The sequence below is a fragment of the Blautia sp. St.27G3 genome (assembly GCF_059728505.1).
This window is the reverse complement of the sequence record NZ_BAAGFO010000003.1, coordinates 655825-675834: the sequence shown is the minus strand read 5'-3', so window position 1 is coordinate 675834 and position 20010 is coordinate 655825. Positions and strand designations below refer to the sequence as shown.

Here is a 20010-nt window from a genome sequence, read left to right as displayed (position 1 = left end):
TATTTATGAAAGGAGAAAAAAAGTGAGCAAAAACAGAAAAGCATTTAAGCAGTAAGATACGCATATTTGAGGATATGCTGCTACGAAGTAAAAATGTCTATGAAATGGAAACACTCAGAAGTGAACTTGCAAAGATGCGTATATCATTACAGAAATTACAGTATGAGAGAGAGTCCTAACAAGGGCTCTTTCTTTTTGCGCTTAAAATACAACCCCCTTTATGAAAAACCAACGTTTGGAAAGGAGAAAAAGGAGTATGGACGAAATGAAAATCAACTCAAAATTCTTGAGGAACTTGATTGCCAAGTTTGTAAAAAGAGAGGTAAAGAAAAAAGCCGGATATGAAGTGGATATCCAGTTGAATGAATTCACCGCAACGGTTACAGACGGAACGGCTCATGTTCACTTGAATATAGATGCGGAATTGGGAAAAGATGAGCTTACAAAGCTCCTGGCAGCGATTGGTTTATAAAGAGTTGAGACTGTGGAAACACGGTCTCTTCGCTTTTACATACGCAAAATTTACAACTTCTTTTATGAAAAAAATAGAAGGAGGATGAAAGTATGCTTACTATTATTTTATTGGTTACGGGGATTCTTATTTTGGGGACGCAGTTTAAAATCGTAAGAATGCTGAAACAAATTGGGAAAGAAATTAACCAGATCGAAGGATGGAACGGTATACCGAAAGAACACTATTTTTAACAGGAGTGGAGTCCTAACAAGGGCTCTTTCTTTTTGCGCGATATTTACATTGCGTATTATGAAAGGATGGTGAAGAGTTATGACTTTATTAGGATGTGCACTGATTTTGATTGGGGTGTTAATTCTGATAAAAGGTAGAAACGATACCAACGATTAGCAAAAATGTAAAAAGGGAATGCGTTTAAACGGGTTCTCTTTTTTCTTCGCATAAAATACAACTTCTTTTATGAAAAAAATAGAAGGAGGATGAAAGTATGCTTACTATTATTTTATTGGTTACGGGGATTCTTATTTTGGGGACGCAGTTTAAAATCGTAAGAATGCTGAAACAAATTGGGAAAGAAATTAACCAGATCGAAGGATGGAACGGTATACCGAAAGAACACTATTTTTAACAGGAGTGGAGTCCTAACAAGGGCTCTTTCTTTTTGCGCGATATTTACATTGCGTATTATGAAAGGATGGTGAAGAGTTATGACTTTATTAGGATGTGCACTGATTTTGATTGGGGTGTTAATTCTGATAAAAGGTAGAAACGATACCAACGATTAGCAAAAATGTAAAAAGGGAATGCGTTTAAACGGGTTCTCTTTTTTCTTCGCATAAAATACAACTTCTTTTATGAAAAAAATAGAAGGAGGATGAAAGTATGCTTACTATTATTTTATTGGTTACGGGGATTCTTATTTTGGGGACGCAGTTTAAAATCGTAAGAATGCTGAAACAAATTGGGAAAGAAATTAACCAGATCGAAGGATGGAACGGTATACCGAAAGAACACTATTTTTAACAGGAGTGGAGTCCTAACAAGGGCTCTTTCTTTTTGCGCGATATTTACATTGCGTATTATGAAAGGATGGTGTAACGATATGATATTATTTACGGTGTTATTGATTCTGTTACTGGTATTTAGTGTATGTGCTATTTTCACGATTGGAACATGTGGAATAGTATTTATACTGATGTTTGGTGATGTGATTATATGTATCGGTCTAATAGTTATCATTATTAGATACATTATCAAGCGAAGGAAGTGAGCCGCTAACAACGGCTCTTTTTCTTTTTACGCGAAATTTACAGGTTATATTATGGAGAGACAGTAGCTCAATTGGTAGAGCGCCACACACCCGTGGAAGTTATAGGTTCGAGTCCTATCTGCTTCTCTTAAGTTTGGAGTCGGCAACGGCTCTTTTATTTTTGCCAAAAATGAAAGGAGAAAACATATGGGCAAATTTACAATGGGGTTGCGACGATCATCCCCGACAATCCTAACTGCTTTAGGAATCGTCGGCGTTGTTGGTACGGCTGTAACGGCAGTACGAGCAACACCTAAAGCATTGCGGCTTATTAAAGCCAAGAAAGATGAGCTGGAAACGGATAAGCTTACACCTATGGAACTTGTACAGACGACTTGGCAATGTTATATTCCGTCAGTCTTGATAGGTATTGGCACCGTTACGTGTATTGTTGGTATTGGTGTAATGGACAAGCGCAATCAGGCGGCTTTGACGAGCGCATACGCTATGCTTAACGAATCCTACAAGCAGTACCAACAAGCAGCCAAAAAAGTTTATGGCGAAGATGCTGATAACAAAATCCATGCTGAAATAGCTAAAGAAACCTATATTTCGGCTGACGGGTTAGGTGTCTATTCGGCGGATATGGACTCGGAAAGCGAAAAAATTCTTTGTTATGACATGTTTTCCAAGAGATATTTTACTGCAACAATGGCCGCCATAGTGAACGCTCAGTATCATATAAATCGAAATCTTCAACTTCGAGGCTATACAACTATAAATGAGTTCTATGATTTCCTTGGTCTTGACGGAATCAAATACGGAGATGAAATAGCCTGGGCTATGGACGATCTTATGGAAGGTGGAATTATGTGGCTTGACTTTGAAAATCATCGCACTGTGATGGAAGACGGTTTGAAATGTTGTGTGATATCCGCTGTCTGGGACCCTAACAAATTTGATGGGAAATTGGATATTTCTTAGTTCGCAAAAATTGCAAGTTCTATTATGAAAAGGAGGTAATCGCTTTATGGCTACTAAGAGTAAATTGATTAAAGTTCTTGGTCTGGCGGCGACTTTTATAGGAGTGGCGGCAACGCTTGTAACCGATTGGGTCAACGAGCAGAAGATGGATGAAAAAATCGAAGAAAAAGTAAACGAAGCACTTGCCAAAAGAGATGACGAAATTGAGGAGTCCTAACAGGGACTCTTCTTTTCTGTTATAAGGGGAGAGCTATGTCTAAGTATGAACAGGTTATTTTGATTATTGAGGATTATATTTTCGATTTCACAGAACCACAACGAAGTTGGGATAAGCATTGGTTCAAGGAAGTTAGTTATCAACGATGGGCTGGAAACGAACTCTTGAATTGTATTCGCAAAAATCCGGAACAAGACCCAATTGATATCATTTCGGACTTCGCAACAAAGACACGAGAATTTTCTATGAAAGACCACGCTGATAAAAGAGACAGGCAGATATTTAATGTTGCCTATGAAATAGCAACAGACATCTTGGAAATTACAAGATGTTTGAAATAATTAGCCAAAATTGAAAGGAGAAAAAAATCATGAAGGTAGCAAGAAAGGTGCTGTTCAAGACAAACGAAATTTGTGTAGGAGATCAGATTACGGTGAGGCTGAGCGGCTTCGGAAAGTTTACGGCCACGGCTCAGAGAGTGACGGACAAGGGAATTCTTTTCCTGTTTGACGAGGTTATCGCCCGGCATCCGATGAATGAGACCAACACCAATGAGGGTGGTTTCGATAAATCGGATATGTGCAGGTGGCTCCGCGAAACGGTTCTTCCGGAAATGCCGGAAAAGCTGAGAACCAGAATCCGCGAGATTACGCTTCCTACATACGGGGAGATTTTCGGCCATGACGATTTTTACGAAAACTTTGAGCCGGATAATGATGAACAGTTCGAGCTTATGAAGCGGCGCGGAAACAGAGTCTGTGATTTTGAGGATGACTGGTGTTGGTGGTGGCTCCGCAATGCTACTAAGAAAAACATTTCTTCGGCTTATTTCGCTCGTGTGAGCGCCGGTGGCTATACGGGCTCCGGCGGCGCTTCGGCCTCTGGTGGGGTTCGTCCGGAGTTCTGGTTGGTTAAATAATCGCCGCCCCTTGTGGGCGGTTTTATATTTTTGAAAGGGGATGCGCTTATGTGCGACCAGAATCGAAAGGAGAACATCAATGGACAAAAAAACAATAGCGGCAACTATTCGAAACATGCAAACTGCCGTGAAAAAACACAGTCCGGAAATTCTAACCGGAATCGGGATTGCCGGAATGATTACAACAACCGTACTGGCGGTCCGGGCTACACCAAAGGCTTTAATTCTTATTGAAGAAAAGAAAGATGAGCTGGAGGTAAATGAACTTACACCGAAAGAAACCGTTCAGGCTGCATGGGCTTGTTATATTCCGACGGCTGTTATAGGAACTGTTTCGATAGCTTGTTTAATCGGAGCCAGTTCAGTAAATATGAGGCGTCGGGCTGCTCTTGCCACGGCTTATACACTCTCGGAGTCCGCTTTGAAAGAGTATCAGGAGAAAGTAGTAGAGACCATCGGAGAGAAGAAAGAACAGAGTATACGGGATGCGGTCGCCAAGGACAAAATCGAGAAGAATCCAGTAAGCAATCGTGAAGTGGTTATCGTTGAGCGAGGAAATACTCTTTGCTACGATACCGTGTCTGGACGATATTTTAAGTCGGATATTGACAAGATCAAGAAAGCTGTCAATGAACTTAATCTCCGGATGCGGGACGAGATGTATATTTCCCTGAACGAGTTCTATTATGAAATCGGTTTGAACGGGACTCTCCTTGGCGATGAACTCGGCTGGAATATTGACCAGGGATATATTGATGTGTCATTCAGCTCTCAATTGGCTGACGATGGGACTCCCTGTCTCGTAATTGAGTATCATATTGCTCCGAGATACGATTTCAGCAACGGCTAATACGCGAAAAAAACAATGTCTTTAATGGAAGAACCACCTATTTTTCTAACTATGAAAGGAGAACAAAAATGGAAGCTAATGAAATTATGACGAACGAAGAGGTTATGGAAACCACTACTGAGGAAATCGTTAAAGCAAGTTCCGTGAGCGGATTTAAGACCGCGGCTGTTTTCGGATTGGTGTTTATCGCCGGCTATGTGGCTGGTAAGTACATCATCGACCCGACGATAGCACGTATCAAGGCCCGCAAGCTGAACAAGCAGACGGTTATGCAGGACGACTTCGATGACTTCGAGGAAGCAGCTATCGTAAGCGGAGAAAGTGTTGAAAATCCGGAATAAGGATTAGAAAACAGGGTTCGGACGAGGGAGAGTGCCTGAAACAAGGTGCTTTCCCTTTTCCTTTTTGCAAGGAGGTGCTATATGAACCAGTATGCGTATGATGGACCGGTTATGGAATTTGAAAACTGTGTAGCGCATCGTTGGAAATCAACCACCTATGCCGTGTCTGAGAAAAAAGCAAGGAGTAACCTTGTATATCAATTTAAAAAGCAGCACAACAGACTTCCTAATACGAAAATTACGTTACCTGGGAAGCTGATTGCTGTCTAGGGAAAGGAGAAAGTAAATGGAGGAGTACAAGCCGAATTCTCATAAATCAAAAGAGGAACAGCGAGAATCCGATGCTTTGCCTGAGAAAAAAGTGGGGAAAGTAATCACCGGCTCTGCGAAATCAAAAAAGAAAGGTGAAATGCAGAAGTTCGCAGATGTCTTTATCTCCGAGGATGTCGGGAATGTCAAATCTTATATCATTATGGAGGTGCTGGTACCGGCGGTAAAGAAAGCCATCTCTGATATAGTGACAAACGGGATTGACATGATTCTGTATGGAGAAACGGGCCGCACCAAGAAAAATTCAACCGCTTCCAAGGTATCCTACGGAAAATTCTATGACAGGGAATCGGACCGGAGGCGGGATTATCGCTCGTCTGGAACCCGAAGCGGGTATGACTATGATGACATTATATTTGAAACCCGTGGGGATGCGGAATCCGTTCTCGATGCCATGAATGACATTATCAGTCAATACGGAGTTGTCAGTGTTGGAGACCTGTATGACCTCGCTGATGTATCAACAAACAATTATGCCGTGAATAAGTACGGCTGGACAGATATTAGCGGATGCAAGCCTGTTCGGGTGAGAGATGGTTATATTCTCAAATTACCTAAGGCACTGCCACTGAATTAAGGAGGGGTTATCATGTATGAATCAAACGATAAAATGGTATCCCATCCGGATCACTATCAGTCGGAAACAGGTCTGGAAGTGATTCAGGCGATAGAGGCTTTCACATTTGATCTCAAGGGTATCGAAGCAGTGGATACCGGTAACATCATCAAATATGCGTGCCGCTGGAAGAAAAAGAACGGAATCCAGGATTTAGAGAAAATCATGTGGTACACGCAGCATCTTATCGATCATCTTAAAAATTTGGAAAAGGAGACTATTTAACCATGAAAAAAGAAGAGATTGTGACGAAGGTAAGCGGAACCTTCAATAAAGTCGGATTTCAGTTGAAGAAACACAGCCCGGAGATTCTCATTGTGGCGGGTATCGTTGGAACGGTGGCAAGTACAGTTATGGCGTGCCGGGCGACAACGAAGGTCGGAAAAATCATCGACAAGACTAAGAACGACGTGGATGAGATCCACGATGCAACAGAAAAGGGCGTAACAAAGGCTGGCGAGGATTACTCAATCGAGGATTCCAAAAAGGATCTGTCGGTTGTCTATCTTCAGACCGGGGTAAAATTGGCTAAGCTGTATGCTCCGGCTGTAGCTCTTGGAACTTTATCCATCACCAGCATTCTGGCATCGAACAATATTCTTCGTAAGCGGAATGTAGCGCTGGCAGCGGCCTATGCGACAGTGGACAAGAGCTTCAAAGAATACCGGAAACGGGTTATTGAGCGCTTTGGTAAGGAGATTGACCGGGAACTAAAGTATAACATCAAGGCGGAAAAGGTAAGCGAAACCGTTATTGACGAGGAAACCGGCAAGGAAAAGAAAGTGAAGAAGACCGCTTTTGTCGTGAATCCGTCTGATGTAAGCGGATACGCCCGGTTCTTTGAGAAGTATACGATGGATGAAGACGGAAACAGTGTCCTGAACCCTCATTGGGAAAGCAACAATGAATACAATCTGATGTTCCTGAAAGCACAGGAGAAGTATGCCAACGATTTGCTCCGGGCAAAGAAGCGCCTTTTCCTGAACGATGTTTATGACATGCTGGGACTGCCCCCGACAAAGGCCGGCCAGGTTGTTGGATGGGTTTATGACGCCGAACATCCCATCGGCGATAACTATGTTGATTTTGGTTTGTATGCGGATAATCTGAGCTATTCGGACTTTGTAAACGGCGCTGATCCGGCTATCCTTCTCGACTTCAATGTGGACGGAAACATCTGGGAATTGATGTGACTGACAGATGGATTGGATGGTTTTGGCTCAGGAAATCCATATCGGGACATGACTGACTGCCCTTGGTTTGGTTCTAAAGACTGGCGGAGGGCAGCCGGATATTTTTAAGGAGATGTACATGAAAAAAATAACTGCAATAGCTACGGCTTTTTCTTTGTGTATGATTCTGATATTTTCAATCACTACACACTCTGCCGGAAGTGAAATCCCTGCTGATTCACAGGCAATAGAAATCATTCCGGTATCTATGCCGGTGGTTACTTATATTCCGATAGAGGGAATCTCAGAGTCAAATGTGGAAGAAGTTACAAAGGAAGAACTTTTATCGGAGGAAGATATTTCGCTGATAGCGTTAGTAACGATGGCAGAGGCTGAAGGAGAATGCGAAAAAGGAAAGCGATTGGTAATCGACACCATACTTAACCGTATGGACTCAGAGTATTTTCCTGATACAACCTATGATGTTATTTATCAGCCGTATCAGTTTTCTTCAATGTGGAACGGACGTGTAGACCGCTGTGAAGTAAGGGAGGATATTTGTCAGCTTGTCCAAGAAGAACTGGAGGTTCGGACAAACTACGATGTTATATTCTTTACCGCTGGTTGCTACAGCGATTACGGCGTTCCCATGTTTCAGGTAGAAAACCATTATTTTTCGAGTTATGAATGAAAGGTGATTCTTATGAACGGTTTTTTAACATTGGTATCTTATACACTGGCTGCTATGGCCGGAATCTGTTTTGTCGGTGGGCTTGCCGTATTATCCGGCGGAAAGGAGCAGTAATCGTGGATGGTATTGGGAATTTGATATCCATGCTCGATTATGTGCTGGATACAAAAAGAAAAAGGCACATTACCGGCGGTATTCTGCTGAGCGTTTCCTTACTCTTCGGAGGACTGGCGCTTACGGTAATGACTATCAAAAACGAGGAGGACGAAGAAAATGAGTAAAGCAACGGGGTTCGTGATGTTTGTTTTGGGCGCGGCTATTGGCTCCATAGTAACCTGGCAGTATACCAGGAAAAAATATGAACAGATTGCCCAGGAGGAAATTGATTCGGTAAAGGAGATATTTTCCAGACGGGAATCGGCTGCGGATGTTGAAATTACAGCTCCTAAGCCGCAGACGGCAAAGATTGGTAAGCCGGAGGAAAAACCGGATATTACCGAATATGCTGCAAGGCTGGAACGGGATGGGTATACCAACTATTCAAACGTGGGCGCCGAACAGAAAAAAGAGGAGCAGGAAACGATGGAGATTAAACCCTATGTAATCTCACCGGAAGAATTTGGCGAGTTTGAGGATTATGAGAGAATCAGTCTCAGTTACTATGTGGACCAGGTTCTGGCAGATGAAGACGATGAAAAGGTAGACGATGTGGATAATGTTGTAGGTCTTGAATCTCTGACCCATTTCGGGGAGTTTGAGGACGATTCGGTATTTGTCAGAAATGACAGGCTGAAATGCGACTATGAAATTCTTCTGGACCAGAGGACTTATTCAGACGTTATGAAACAGAGGCCGCATCAGATGGAGGTATGATGACAAGGAGCGAGCTGAATAGCGAATACTTCGATTGGATGTGTCGGCTCGTATGCAACCGCCGGTATACCAGAGGTCTGTCCTATCAAAAACTTTTGCGGTTTCTTCGTAACGTGGATTTTAATTACACGATTGAAATGGATGGAAACCGGGAAGAAGATGGGATAGATCTCCGGTATCGGTTTGGCTACGAGAATTCATACGAAAACGCCATGATTTCAAGCTATTTGGATAATAGTCCCTGTAGCGTTTTGGAAATGATGATTGCCCTCGCTATTCGTTGTGAAGAACATATTATGGACGACCCGGATATCGGGAATCGGACCGGACAATGGTTCTGGGGTATGATTGAGAATCTTGGTTTAAGGAAACTGACCGATGCGAGATTTGATGAGGATTATGCGGAGGAAATCGTTCAAAGATTCTTAGACCGGAGATACAAACGAAATGGAGAGGGCGGCCTGTTTACGGTGGAACATTGCCGACGGGATTTAAGAACGGTTGAAATCTGGTATCAGATGTGCTGGTACTTAGACGAAATCGTATAGTTTGGGAGGTTTCGTATGACTCACAACGAAGTGTATAAATGGTTTGAATTATATTTTCCGCTTTATGCGGGCGAGAACGCCGCCGCATGGTTTCCAAACGGTAAAAACAGCATTCGGGTCAGACAGACCAATGGAGCAGAGTTTATATTTACCTATGGCGGCAAAGACGATTGGCGGTTTGAAACCGTTAAAAGTTTTATCAAGGACATGAAAGGAGGAAAAGGCTGATGTGCGAAATGCTTGGTTATATTTTTGGAAATTTACGGTCATCGGAAACGGCGATTAAAGAAATTCGCAGAACACTCAAGTATCAGAGCAGGTTTAACCGCAATGTTGGGATTTGGGTCGGCGCCATCACTGCTTATGTGGTTATTACGGAACTGGACCGCCGGGAACAGAACAAAAAAATAAAGGAACTCAGAAATGAGATTGAGGAATTAAAGCGCTCGGAAGGAGAGTAAAAAATGCGATGATCGACTTTTTGATGATTTCAACACGTAGTACAAAGCGTGGTGTAATAGAAATCTATCCGAAGTTCATTATTAAAAAAAGCTCCGATCTGATGATTCGAGGTGGTGACTTCTACGCTATCTGGATTGAGGAACGTGGTTTATGGTCTACGGACGAGCAGGATGCTTTGCAGCTCATTGACTGCGAACTGGATAGATATGCAGAAGAAAACCGCCGGCGCTTTGACTCCGATATAAAAGTCCTGCATATGTGGGATGCAGAATCCGGAATGATTGATTCTTGGCACAAGTATTGTCAAAAACAGATGCGGGATTCATTTCATATGCTGGACGAAAAACTTATATTTTCCAACACAGAGACCAACAAAAAAGATTACGCCAGTAAAAAGCTGAATTATCCGCTTGAAGCTGGCGATTTGTCTGCTTATGAAAAGTTGATGTCAACTTTATATTCTGAGGAAGAACGGCAGAAGATTGAATGGGCGATTGGTTCGATTGTGTCTGGAGAATCCAAACGGTTGCAGAAATTCATGGTGTTATATGGAGCCGCAGGAACGGGTAAATCCACAGTGCTGAACATCATTCAGCAGCTCTTTGAAGGGTATTACTCGGTATTTGATGCGAAAGCACTGGGTTCATCCAGTAATTCTTTTGCGTTGGAGGCGTTTAAGAGCAATCCTCTTGTGGCGATCCAGCATGACGGCGACTTGTCCAGAATTGAAGATAACACAAGGCTTAACAGTCTGGTTTCTCATGAACTTATGACGGTGAACGAAAAGTTTAAATCGACCTACTCCAACCGGTTCAAGTGTTTTCTCTTTATGGGGACAAATAAACCGGTGAAGATTACGGACGCGAAATCCGGTTTGATTCGGCGATTGATAGATGTTTCGCCAACAGGTAACAAACTGAATCCGAACGATTACAAAGACATTGTGAAGCGGGTTGGGTTTGAACTGGGGGCGATTGCGTATCACTGTCAGGAAGTATATTTATCCGCGCCGGGTATGTATGACGATTATATTCCGATTGCCATGCTTGGGGCGTCCAATGATTTCTATAACTTCATTGTTGATTCATACCATGTGTTCAAAAAAGAAGACGGGACGACAATGAAAGCGGCATGGGAGATGTACAAGACTTACTGCGACGAAGCAAAGGTATCTTTTCCATTCTCCCAAAGAATCTTTAAGGAGGAATTGAAAAACTATTTTCGGGACTATAAGGAACGGTTCAATCTTGAAGATGGTTCGCGGGTTCGCAGTTACTATTCCGGATTTCGGACTGAGAAATTTGAAACCGAAAAAAATCCGGCAGGTGAAAATGCGGAAACAAAACCAACATCCATCGAGTTCAAAGAGCAGGAATCTGTTTTCGACAAGGAATGTGAAACCTGCCCGGCCCAATACGGAACAGATGCTGGTACGCCTGGGAAAAAGTGGGCGAATGTCAAAACAACCTTGGCCTCTTTGGATACTTCACAATTACACTATGTCAAGGTTCCCGAAAACCATATCGTAATTGATTTTGATATTCCGGACGAGGAGGGAAATAAATCTTTTGAAAGGAATGTAGAAGAAGCAAGTAAATGGCCGCCAACTTATGCGGAACTCAGTAAAAGCGGATGCGGAGTGCATCTGCATTATATTTATACGGGAGATCCGGCAAGACTGAGCCGCATTTATGATGACCATGTAGAAGTTAAGGTGTTCACAGGCAACAGTTCATTAAGACGAAAAGTGTCGAAATGCAACAACCTGCCTATCGCGACAATTAGCTCTGGTTTACCGCTGAAAGGAGAAAATAAAATGGTAAATTTTGAAGCAGTTCAAAGCGAGAAAGGGCTTAGAACACTGATAAAACGTAATCTCAACAAAGAGATTCATCCGGGTACTAAGCCCAGTATCGACTTTATTTACAAAATACTGGAGGATGCATATTCCAGTGACTTAAAATATGATGTCACGGATATGAGGAATGCAGTATTGGCATTTGCAGCGAACAGTTCTCATCAGGCTGATTACTGTATCAAGTTGGTAAACAAGATGCAGTTTAAATCTGCCGACACGTCCACAGCCGTGAAAAATGAGAATGCGAAACTGATATTTTATGACGTTGAGGTCTTTCCCAACCTGTTTCTTGTAAACTGGAAAATCGAAGGTGAGGGAAAGCCGGTTGTACGGATGATTAACCCGACGCCATCTGAGATAGAGGACTTAATGAGGTTCCGTTTAGTTGGATTTAATTGCCGCAGGTATGACAATCATATTCTGTACGCCCGGCTTATGGGATATTCAAACGAGCAGCTCTATAATCTGTCCCAGAAAATTATCAATGGCAGCGCAAATTGTTTCTTCGGAGAAGCCTACAATGTCAGTTATACAGACGTTTATGACTTCGCTTCTGCCGGAAACAAAAAAAGCCTGAAGAAGTTGGAAATCGAAATGGGAAATGTCACAGAAAAGGAGCTGAAAAAGAAAGGGTTTTCCGATGACGAAATTAGAATCATCAAAGCGGGAACCCATCACCAGGAGCTTGGCTTACCGTGGGATCAACCTGTACCGGAAGAACTTTGGACAAAGGTTGCCGAATACTGTGATAACGATGTAATTGCTACCGAGGCGTCTTTTGTTTACTTGAAAGCGGATTGGACGGCAAGGCAGATTCTGGCGGATTTGGCGGATATGACCGTCAACGACACGACGAACAGCCTAACTACCAGAATTATATTTGGAAATAACCGAAAGCCGCAGGATCAGTTCCACTACCGTAATCTGGCAGAACCGGTGCATGATTTGGACGAGGAAACCTATTCATTCCTTGCCGAAGCGTGTCCAGAAATGATGGAACGTACTCACGGCGAAGCAGGAAGTCTCCTTCCATATTTTCCAGGATACAAGTTCGAAAATGGAAAATCCACTTATCGCGATGAAGAAGTTGGCGAAGGCGGGTATGTCTATGCTGAGCCGGGTATGTACGGAAATGTTGCATTACTGGATATTTCTTCGATGCATCCTCACAGCGCAATTGCAGAAGTCCTATTCGGCGTGAAATTCACAAGAGCATTTCGGTATATTGTCGAAGGGCGTGTAAGCATCAAGCATGAAGCATGGGATATTGTCAATACGATGCTGGATGGAAAGCTCACACCGTATATCCAGAAAGTAATTGACGGTGAAATGACATCCAAGCAGCTTGCTGATGCTCTGAAGACAGCAATCAATTCGGTTTACGGCCTTACTTCTGCCTCTTTCGAGAACGCATTCCGCGATCCGAGAAACAAAGACAATATTGTAGCTAAACGAGGAGCTCTGTTCATGATTAACCTCAAACATGAGGTGCAGGAACGGGGCTTTACTGTTGCCCATATCAAGACAGATTCCATCAAGATTCCTGACGCTACGCCGGAAATTATCCAGTTTGTTATGGATTATGGTAAACGGTATGGGTACACATTTGAGCACGAGGCTACATACGACCGGATGTGCTTAGTGAATGACGCGGTCTATATCGCCAAGTACAAAGATGGTAAGCACGCCGGCGAATGGACAGCTACCGGTACCCAGTTTGCAGTTCCTTATGTGTTCAAGAAACTTTTCAGTGGAGAAGATATTGCTTTCGAGGATATGTGCGAGACCAAATCTGTAAGTAGCGCTTTATATTTGGATATGAACGAAGGGCTGCCAGATGTGTCTGAACATGAGAAAACATTCTCTAAAGCTGAGAGCGATTACAAAAAGGGGCTTCTTTCGGATACAACTTTTGAAGCGACTTGCGATGAACTCCGTCCACAGATTGAGGAGGGACATAATTATCGTTTCATTGGAAAAATCGGACAGTTCTGCCCTATCAAGGATGGATGCGGCGGCGGACTCTTAATGAGGGAGAAAAATGGAAGATACTATGCCGCTACCGGTTCAAAAGGATACAGGTGGCTGGAATCGGAAATGGTTCGGGAGCTGGACAAGCAAGATGATATCGACCGTAGCTATTATGATAAGCTGGTTGATGATGCAGTTAAGACTATTTCGGAGTATGGCGATTTTGAGTGGTTCGTTTCAGAGGACCCGTATATCAAGGAGCTTGGAGCCAACGATGCTGATGTTGACTCTGAGGTTCCGCCGTGGATGCCGCCTTGCGGGGAAATGAAATATGCGACATGCTTTGATTGTCCAAACTTTCATAACGACAAATTCCATATGGACTGCAACCTTGGGTACGATATTTCGGACGTGATTATGAGTCATTCTATGAATCCGCCGGAAGACGATCCCGACGAAGAATATTTACCATTTTAAAAAGAAAAGGAGAACGATTATGTCTAAAAGAGTAAACGACAACATTATCATGGAGAATGCCCGCATCATCTTCCGGAACTTTTCCGGTAAAGAGGGGAAATACAACAGAGTCGGGAGCCGCAATTTCTGCGTGGTAATTGACGACCCGGAACTGGCCCAGAGATTGGCTGAGGAGGGATGGAACATCCGCGTTCTTACCCCGAAGGATGAGGGCGATGAGCCGAAGCACTATCTCCAGGTCGCGGTAAGCTTTGAAAATATCCCGCCCAAGGTGTTCATGATTACTAGAAGGGCAAAAACGCAGTTGGACGAGGAATCGATTGCTTCCCTGGACTATGCGGAGATTCGTAATGTGGATTTGACCATCCGCCCCTACAACTGGGTAATTCAGGAAGGAACGAAGAACGAAAAATCGGGGGTTAAGGCATATTTAAAGACGATGTATGTCACCATTGAGGAAGACGAGTTCGCCGAAAAGTATGCTAAAATGGAGGGTCCGGACGAACTTCCGTTCAACTAAGACTTATATTCTTGAAAGGAGAATCTATGGCGTTTTGGAAGAAAAAGAAGAAGCGGCAAACCACAGCCAAAAAGAAAATACATGCTGCTTCACCTAAGACAAATCCGCCAAAAATGAAGCCGGTTCCGGAATGGAAACCTACGATTTCTATGCCGACTTATAAACCGCCGAGTAAGAATATTGATTCGGAAGTTTCCAAAAAGCCGGAGCCGAAACCCAAAACAAATCCCAGGAAAAACGATGGTAGAAAGGAGTTTTTAGATTCTTTCAGAAAACTTACCTATCGTCATAGAGCTTGGGATATTTGGAGGGATTTTGTAATCATGTTTGCCTGCTCACTCTCAAATCCGGTGGATAAAACCCATTATGATGAGCGGGAAAAACGGTACATGAAAATCATCAAAAAATACAACAAACAGGAACAGGCGATATTTCCCGAACTTGCTGCTCAGACAGTCTTGGCCTTGGAAGAAAACCAGGAACAGGACTTTCTGGGCAGTATTTTCATGGAGCTTAACCTCGGAAATGAATCCGGAGGACAATTCTTTACGCCGTATCATGTTTGCGAACTTATGGCAGAAATTGCTTTAGGTGATAATGTGGTGCAGCAGGTTAATGAACAAGGCTATATAACTATCTGTGACTCATGCTGTGGTGCGGGAGCTACTTTGATTGCTGGCGTTCATGCTGCGAGAAAGCGATTGGAAAAGGAAAATTTGAATTATCAGAATCATATTTTGGTGGTCGCGCAGGATATTGACGAGATTGTGGCTATGATGTGTTATATTCAGCTTTCACTGCTTGGCGTGGCAGCTTATATCAAAGTCGGAAACACATTTACAGAACCTATTGCTGAGGGCGACTCGACAGAAAATTACTGGTTCACAATGATGTACTTTTCCGATGTGTGGACAATGCGAAGGATGGTTCGTAAAATGGATGAGCTTTTGAAAGGGGGATCTAATGAAAGAAAGACTGACTAATCTGCTGGGGGAGCTTGATTTCTTCTTGAACAATTCTCCCATAGAAGATGATTGCACTGATAAGGAAAACGAAATGTATTCCGATATGGCGAATCTGAAAAACAGCATCGAAGCGGTGCTTGAAGACATGTGAATGAAAATTGAAAGGAGAAAAAATCATGAGCAAAGAAATGACTGCACGCGAGTTTATGAAAACCATGGAGGGGTTGATCAACTCTCCGAATCAGAAGCTGATTGGCGACATGAGCGGGGGCTATGTATATGCCGTTGATACGGACGGATATAAGCCGGAGCTAATGTACGCTGCTACCGAAATCAGCAAAGCGAATCAGAGGGCAACGGAGGCTGAGAATCGTCTTGATGCTCTTAAATATGCGGTGAACGATGTGTTCGGTACCGCGGAACTGCATAGAAAAATGACATTGGAAATTAAGAAAGTCATCTTCAACAATCCTGCAACGATTGTCTTCTGGGCAGACGGCACCAAGACAGTAGTAAAGGCAAAAAATGAAGACTTCGATCCGGAGAAGGGTCTGGCGATGGCTATCGCAAAAAAAGCGTTGGGTAACAAGGGCAGCTATTTCAACAAGATTAAGAGATGGACCAACGACTACAACGAGGGTGACTGATTATGGCAGGGGTGCAGCTCTACGACTATCAATTAGATGCTGTCAAGAAGATGAAAAATGGCTGCATTCTTTGTGGTGGCGTAGGTAGTGGAAAATCACGAACTGCACTTGCTTACTATTATATTTGCAATGGCGGAGAAATTGATACTGAGGAGTATGCTGTGATGGATGATGTTGGAATTAAAGACCTTTATATCATCACAACTGCTCGGAAACGGGACACGAAGGAGTGGGAGGGTGAGCTGTCGCCCTTCCTTCTTTCTACTTCTCATGAATTCAATCTGTATCGAAACAAAGTAATTGTAGATTCGTGGAACAACATAAAAAAATACGCAGAGATTACGGACGCCTTCTTTATATTTGACGAGCAGCGCGTGGTTGGCTCTGGTACATGGGTAAAGTCATTTCTGCGAATAGCAAAAAACAATCAGTGGATTCTTCTTTCCGCTACTCCAGGAGATACTTGGCAGGATTATATTCCGGTCTTTATTGCGAATGGGTTTTATCGGAATCGAACCGAGTTTACCAGAGAGCATATTGTTTACAGCCGATTCAGCAAATTCCCGAAAGTGGACAGATATTTGAATACTGGTCGGTTGATTCGGCAGAGGAATGATATTTTGGTAAACATGGATTTCGAGAGGACTACTGTTTCTCATCACGAAGACGTGTATGTTAAGTACGATGTTGAGAAATACAAGGATGTGTCTCGAACCAGATGGAATCCTTATAAGGACGAGCCAATTGTCAATGCGGGTGAGCTTTGTTATGTCTGGAGAAAGATTGTAAATACCGACCAATCAAGGCAAGTGGCATTACTGGAAATCATCGAGAAGCATCCCAGAGCTATTATATTCTACAATTTTGACTACGAACTTGATATATTGAAGAATTTGGCTTACGGAAATGATGTTGAAATTGCAGAATGGAATGGGCATTGTCATCAACCGGTTCCGGATAGTAAAAAGTGGGTGTATTTGGTTCAGTATAATGCTGGTGCTGAAGGTTGGAACTGTATCAAGACGGATACCATTATATTTTACTCACAAAACTATTCCTACAAAATCATGAAGCAATCGTCTGGACGAATTGATAGGTTAAATACACCGTTCAAGGATTTATATTATTACCATTTGAAATCTCGTTCGGGGATTGATTTGGCAATTAGTAGGACGTTAAAAGAAAAGAAAGATTTTAATGCAACAGGATATGCGAAGCGGTATACATTTACTCCCGAAGCATTACCTAAAGCCGCATAGAAAGGAGAATTTAATGAAGGGGAAAGCCGATACCATCCTTGTAAGCTTTGACTATACACATGGGGATATTCCGGTACTGATTGTTGGTAGAAAAGATAAAGGCGAGATTGATATTATCAACGCTTTTAAGGGCGATGAAGCAAAGGAGTTATATCAGAAACTTACAATGAAGAAAGGAGAAGTGTGAATGGGACTATCACAGTTATCTGAAAGATGTCGGAAGTGTCCTTTTGTTGATAAATGCGATCATAAACGAATGGAAGCTCTGGCATATTTACCCGAACCGCAAATAGCAATGAATGCTTCTCAATCTGCGGGTATAGATGCAGCACAACCTCTGCTCCGTGAAACCATGACAATTCATATAGCAGGAAAACCGGTGGTGGTCTATAAGGATGAGATAGAAAAGCAACTATACAACCATTTATATTCTCATTTTGGACTACAATATGGAGGATGATTCGATGACTACGGATGAATGGAATGCGTTACTTAATAAGCTCACGGAAGCATGGGAACAATTTGCAGTTACTGTTAGGCAGGCTGCGGACACACTCGCAAAAATATTTGGACAGATTCGTGATGAGGAAGAAAAACGCGCCAAAGAAAAAGCAATGTTTGTGCCTCATTGTAAAAAGAATCAGTATCTAAAAAACTACACGCCGAGATATAAGGTGGAAAGGAGAATTCAAAAGCATCTCCCCTATCAACGGCGTAATTACTAATTGGTTTTCTGAAAGGAGAAAAAGAGATGGAAAACAAAATTATTGCGGTGGATTTTGACGGTACTTTGTGCAAAAACAAGTGGCCGGAAATCGGAGAAGCAAACAAAGAGATGATTACATATCTGAAAGACCGGCAGGCGAATGGATACAAGCTCATCCTCTGGACATGTCGGGTGGACGATATGCTGAAAAATGCAATTAGCTGGTCTGCCGAGCAGGGACTTGTGTTTGATGCTGTCAACGAGAACCTGCCGGAAATTGTGGCATCTTTCGGGACGGATACGAGAAAGATATTTGCCAACGAATATATTGACGACCGGAATGCTTGGCTTCCTTCAAAGGAGGTAGCGGACATTCTTTATCTCTGTGACGGAAAACAGTGTGGTGATTCCTGTCCGTCGGCGGAATGTAAGCACACTTCGGATATATCTCACGCCAAGAATTTTGTAAAGGGAGATTACGATTCTTACTGGGAAAAGAGGAACAGGCGATATTTCCCGAACTTGCTGCTCAGACAGTCTTGGCTTCTGCATATTCATAGAAATCCTCATCATTGGCAGCACTGGGTTCTCATTAACGATGACCCCAAAGAGGGTGAGATTGCCCTGGATATACCTTACAATTATATTCTCGAAATGATTTGCGATTGGTGGGCGTTCAGTTGGCAGAAGGATAATCTCAATGAGATATTCAACTGGTATGACGAGCATAAGGCTTACATAAAAATGAGTCCGAAAACTCGGAAGTCGGTTGAAGCCATTCTTGAAAAGATGAAAGAGAAGCTTTCCGAATCTAATTTGAAAGGAGAAAATTTATGAATTTTGTACAGTATATGCTTGCTTTTTTGGTCCTCTATCTTTGCGCGTATGCGCTGATTAACAGAGTGTGCCAGTGTATTGAGCACTGTGCGACCGCCAGAGCATATTCCAAATTCAGAGAAAACGGTGTGCTGGTAAAGATGGATGATGTAGAGGCAGGTATCATGAAATCGAAAAAGGAGAAGGACAATGTCAAAGAAACAGTTTCATAAGTTGATTCTTCATTTTGTTCTGACTTTGGCAGCGATTGTGGTCTTATTGATTGCAGTCGCTTTTTTCGTGGCTTGGATTGCCTGGAGATCGGGCGCACCGTTGCCGTCGTAAAGGGAGGATATTATGTGGAGGCGCGAATTGATAAAGAACAAATTATATTCCGCTGCGCTTATCTCTCTGGGAGCCCTTAGCATCCCGATTGAATATGATGCAACGGCTTTTATATTCACCCTGATAATGGGACTACCGCTCTTCTTTGCAAAGGAGAACTGGATTATGTGAGGAGGGCTGTGAGATGCGGATAAAGAAAGCTGCTGGGAAAGTATACGGAGCCGCTATGACTGTTGCCGAGAAAAAAGCTATGAACCTCGAAATTCAGAGGCAACTCGCAGAGTACGATAAAAAACACGCGACAGAAATTGACGCGCTCATTTTATGGGTTCTCCATTCAGAGTTCGGTTTTGGAGAAAAAAGGCTGCGTAGGTTCTATGACCGATTCAACAAAGCCATAGCAGAACTTCTCGAACGATATGTTATGGAGGAGAACGATAAAGTTTGGCTTTGTACATATTTATTGAAGCAATATGGAATCGATCTGGAAAAATGGCGTGAAGAAGGAGGTGAGAAGTCTTTTGACGGATAGAGATTTACGAAAGAATGCAGAGGGTTATTCTGACCCGACTGCTTATGAGGCTATGAAGAATCTGGATAGGGATGACGAGCGGTTTCACAAACTGTTACATACCATCTTTGATATGTGTGAACTGGCCGGCTTCCATCTGGAGGAGCGAATCGTTTTACGGGACGAGCAGACAGGAAAGATTTGGAGGTAG

Annotated in this window: 35 protein-coding genes and 1 tRNA gene; all 36 read left to right on the top strand. The window is 42.9% G+C overall.

What is annotated here, in order from left to right; all coding sequences use genetic code 11:
• Nucleotides 1-256: 256 nt before the first annotated feature.
• Nucleotides 257-472, top strand: a complete 216-nt coding sequence (locus AC6I2O_RS17390; protein WP_120484277.1) for a CTP synthase — start codon at nt 257-259, stop codon at nt 470-472.
• 92 nt (nt 473-564) lie between these two features.
• Nucleotides 565-705, top strand: a complete 141-nt coding sequence (locus AC6I2O_RS17385) for a hypothetical protein (protein WP_158604885.1) — start codon at nt 565-567, stop codon at nt 703-705.
• 254 nt (nt 706-959) lie between these two features.
• Nucleotides 960-1100: a hypothetical protein gene (locus AC6I2O_RS17380; protein WP_158604885.1), complete on the top strand. Its 141-nt coding sequence runs from the start codon at nt 960-962 to the stop codon at nt 1098-1100.
• Nucleotides 1101-1354: 254 nt separating this feature from the next.
• A complete protein-coding gene (locus AC6I2O_RS17375) occupies nt 1355-1495 on the top strand; it encodes a hypothetical protein (RefSeq protein WP_158604885.1) in 141 nt (46 codons plus the stop codon).
• A gap of 303 nt (nt 1496-1798) precedes the next feature.
• Nucleotides 1799-1868: transfer RNA gene (locus AC6I2O_RS17370), tRNA-OTHER, on the top strand.
• A gap of 60 nt (nt 1869-1928) precedes the next feature.
• On the top strand, nt 1929-2705 hold the full coding sequence (locus AC6I2O_RS17365) for a DUF6353 family protein (RefSeq protein WP_497741536.1): 777 nt from the start codon (nt 1929-1931) through the stop codon (nt 2703-2705).
• Between the two features lie 46 nt (nt 2706-2751).
• Nucleotides 2752-2922 carry a hypothetical protein gene (locus AC6I2O_RS17360; protein ID WP_166545148.1) on the top strand — a complete coding sequence of 57 codons (171 nt, stop codon included), beginning with the start codon at nt 2752-2754 and terminating at the stop codon, nt 2920-2922.
• A 35-nt stretch (nt 2923-2957) separates the two neighbouring features.
• Nucleotides 2958-3263, top strand: coding sequence for a hypothetical protein (locus tag AC6I2O_RS17355; RefSeq protein WP_120484280.1), 306 nt, complete (start codon nt 2958-2960; stop codon nt 3261-3263).
• A 29-nt stretch (nt 3264-3292) separates the two neighbouring features.
• On the top strand, nt 3293-3841 hold the full coding sequence (locus AC6I2O_RS17350) for a DUF6273 domain-containing protein (RefSeq protein WP_497741537.1): 549 nt from the start codon (nt 3293-3295) through the stop codon (nt 3839-3841).
• Between the two features lie 79 nt (nt 3842-3920).
• A complete protein-coding gene (locus AC6I2O_RS17345; RefSeq protein ID WP_497741538.1) occupies nt 3921-4691 on the top strand; it encodes a DUF6353 family protein in 771 nt (256 codons plus the stop codon).
• Between the two features lie 68 nt (nt 4692-4759).
• Nucleotides 4760-5032 (top strand): hypothetical protein, encoded by a 273-nt coding sequence (locus AC6I2O_RS17340; RefSeq protein ID WP_497741539.1) that lies wholly within the window; start codon nt 4760-4762, stop codon nt 5030-5032.
• Between the two features lie 81 nt (nt 5033-5113).
• Complete coding sequence (locus AC6I2O_RS17335) at nt 5114-5302, top strand: hypothetical protein (protein WP_130435793.1); 189 nt, start codon at nt 5114-5116, stop codon at nt 5300-5302.
• A 16-nt stretch (nt 5303-5318) separates the two neighbouring features.
• Nucleotides 5319-5939: a hypothetical protein gene (locus AC6I2O_RS17330; protein ID WP_130435794.1), complete on the top strand. Its 621-nt coding sequence runs from the start codon at nt 5319-5321 to the stop codon at nt 5937-5939.
• A 12-nt stretch (nt 5940-5951) separates the two neighbouring features.
• On the top strand, nt 5952-6203 hold the full coding sequence (locus tag AC6I2O_RS17325) for a DUF3310 domain-containing protein (RefSeq protein ID WP_130435795.1): 252 nt from the start codon (nt 5952-5954) through the stop codon (nt 6201-6203).
• Between the two features lie 2 nt (nt 6204-6205).
• A complete protein-coding gene (locus AC6I2O_RS17320; protein WP_497741540.1) occupies nt 6206-7171 on the top strand; it encodes a DUF6353 family protein in 966 nt (321 codons plus the stop codon).
• A gap of 118 nt (nt 7172-7289) precedes the next feature.
• Nucleotides 7290-7841 carry a cell wall hydrolase gene (locus tag AC6I2O_RS17315; RefSeq protein WP_497741541.1) on the top strand — a complete coding sequence of 184 codons (552 nt, stop codon included), beginning with the start codon at nt 7290-7292 and terminating at the stop codon, nt 7839-7841.
• Between the two features lie 116 nt (nt 7842-7957).
• On the top strand, nt 7958-8122 hold the full coding sequence (locus AC6I2O_RS17310) for a histidine kinase (protein ID WP_130435798.1): 165 nt from the start codon (nt 7958-7960) through the stop codon (nt 8120-8122).
• Nucleotides 8115-8714, top strand: coding sequence for a hypothetical protein (locus AC6I2O_RS17305; RefSeq protein WP_497741542.1), 600 nt, complete (start codon nt 8115-8117; stop codon nt 8712-8714). Before AC6I2O_RS17310 ends, AC6I2O_RS17305 begins: the two co-directional genes overlap by 8 nt.
• A complete protein-coding gene (locus AC6I2O_RS17300; protein WP_497741543.1) occupies nt 8711-9262 on the top strand; it encodes a hypothetical protein in 552 nt (183 codons plus the stop codon). Before AC6I2O_RS17305 ends, AC6I2O_RS17300 begins: the two co-directional genes overlap by 4 nt.
• Before the next feature lie 15 nt (nt 9263-9277).
• The gene (locus tag AC6I2O_RS17295) at nt 9278-9490 is read left to right on the top strand and encodes a forkhead box protein (protein WP_130435800.1); all 213 of its coding nucleotides are present in this window, start codon (nt 9278-9280) and stop codon (nt 9488-9490) included.
• A complete protein-coding gene (locus AC6I2O_RS17290; RefSeq protein WP_497741544.1) occupies nt 9490-9723 on the top strand; it encodes a hypothetical protein in 234 nt (77 codons plus the stop codon). The genes AC6I2O_RS17295 and AC6I2O_RS17290 overlap by 1 nt, the downstream gene beginning before the upstream one ends.
• Before the next feature lie 8 nt (nt 9724-9731).
• Nucleotides 9732-14030 carry a DUF5906 domain-containing protein gene (locus AC6I2O_RS17285; protein WP_497743339.1) on the top strand — a complete coding sequence of 1433 codons (4299 nt, stop codon included), beginning with the start codon at nt 9732-9734 and terminating at the stop codon, nt 14028-14030.
• Nucleotides 14031-14049: 19 nt separating this feature from the next.
• A complete protein-coding gene (locus AC6I2O_RS17280; protein ID WP_497743338.1) occupies nt 14050-14550 on the top strand; it encodes a hypothetical protein in 501 nt (166 codons plus the stop codon).
• Between the two features lie 26 nt (nt 14551-14576).
• Complete coding sequence (locus AC6I2O_RS17275; RefSeq protein ID WP_497743337.1) at nt 14577-15533, top strand: N-6 DNA methylase; 957 nt, start codon at nt 14577-14579, stop codon at nt 15531-15533.
• The gene (locus tag AC6I2O_RS17270; RefSeq protein WP_497743336.1) at nt 15514-15666 is read left to right on the top strand and encodes a hypothetical protein; all 153 of its coding nucleotides are present in this window, start codon (nt 15514-15516) and stop codon (nt 15664-15666) included. The genes AC6I2O_RS17275 and AC6I2O_RS17270 overlap by 20 nt, the downstream gene beginning before the upstream one ends.
• 25 nt (nt 15667-15691) lie before the next feature.
• Nucleotides 15692-16162: a hypothetical protein gene (locus AC6I2O_RS17265; RefSeq protein WP_497743335.1), complete on the top strand. Its 471-nt coding sequence runs from the start codon at nt 15692-15694 to the stop codon at nt 16160-16162.
• Between the two features lie 2 nt (nt 16163-16164).
• Nucleotides 16165-17421, top strand: a complete 1257-nt coding sequence (locus AC6I2O_RS17260) for a DEAD/DEAH box helicase family protein (RefSeq protein ID WP_497743334.1) — start codon at nt 16165-16167, stop codon at nt 17419-17421.
• Between the two features lie 13 nt (nt 17422-17434).
• The gene (locus tag AC6I2O_RS17255) at nt 17435-17608 is read left to right on the top strand and encodes a hypothetical protein (protein ID WP_166545150.1); all 174 of its coding nucleotides are present in this window, start codon (nt 17435-17437) and stop codon (nt 17606-17608) included.
• Nucleotides 17609-17881, top strand: coding sequence for a hypothetical protein (locus tag AC6I2O_RS17250; RefSeq protein WP_120484299.1), 273 nt, complete (start codon nt 17609-17611; stop codon nt 17879-17881).
• Nucleotides 17882-17885: 4 nt separating this feature from the next.
• Nucleotides 17886-18146: a hypothetical protein gene (locus tag AC6I2O_RS17245; protein ID WP_279101611.1), complete on the top strand. Its 261-nt coding sequence runs from the start codon at nt 17886-17888 to the stop codon at nt 18144-18146.
• A 26-nt stretch (nt 18147-18172) separates the two neighbouring features.
• Nucleotides 18173-18964 carry a DUF5662 family protein gene (locus AC6I2O_RS17240; protein ID WP_497743333.1) on the top strand — a complete coding sequence of 264 codons (792 nt, stop codon included), beginning with the start codon at nt 18173-18175 and terminating at the stop codon, nt 18962-18964.
• Nucleotides 18961-19176, top strand: a complete 216-nt coding sequence (locus AC6I2O_RS17235) for a hypothetical protein (RefSeq protein WP_120484303.1) — start codon at nt 18961-18963, stop codon at nt 19174-19176. Before AC6I2O_RS17240 ends, AC6I2O_RS17235 begins: the two co-directional genes overlap by 4 nt.
• Nucleotides 19154-19288 (top strand): hypothetical protein, encoded by a 135-nt coding sequence (locus AC6I2O_RS17230; protein WP_285828669.1) that lies wholly within the window; start codon nt 19154-19156, stop codon nt 19286-19288. Before AC6I2O_RS17235 ends, AC6I2O_RS17230 begins: the two co-directional genes overlap by 23 nt.
• A gap of 12 nt (nt 19289-19300) precedes the next feature.
• On the top strand, nt 19301-19459 hold the full coding sequence (locus AC6I2O_RS17225) for a hypothetical protein (protein WP_171332383.1): 159 nt from the start codon (nt 19301-19303) through the stop codon (nt 19457-19459).
• A 13-nt stretch (nt 19460-19472) separates the two neighbouring features.
• The gene (locus tag AC6I2O_RS17220) at nt 19473-19820 is read left to right on the top strand and encodes a hypothetical protein (protein WP_120484304.1); all 348 of its coding nucleotides are present in this window, start codon (nt 19473-19475) and stop codon (nt 19818-19820) included.
• Nucleotides 19810-20010: a hypothetical protein gene (locus tag AC6I2O_RS17215; RefSeq protein WP_120484305.1), complete on the top strand. Its 201-nt coding sequence runs from the start codon at nt 19810-19812 to the stop codon at nt 20008-20010. Before AC6I2O_RS17220 ends, AC6I2O_RS17215 begins: the two co-directional genes overlap by 11 nt.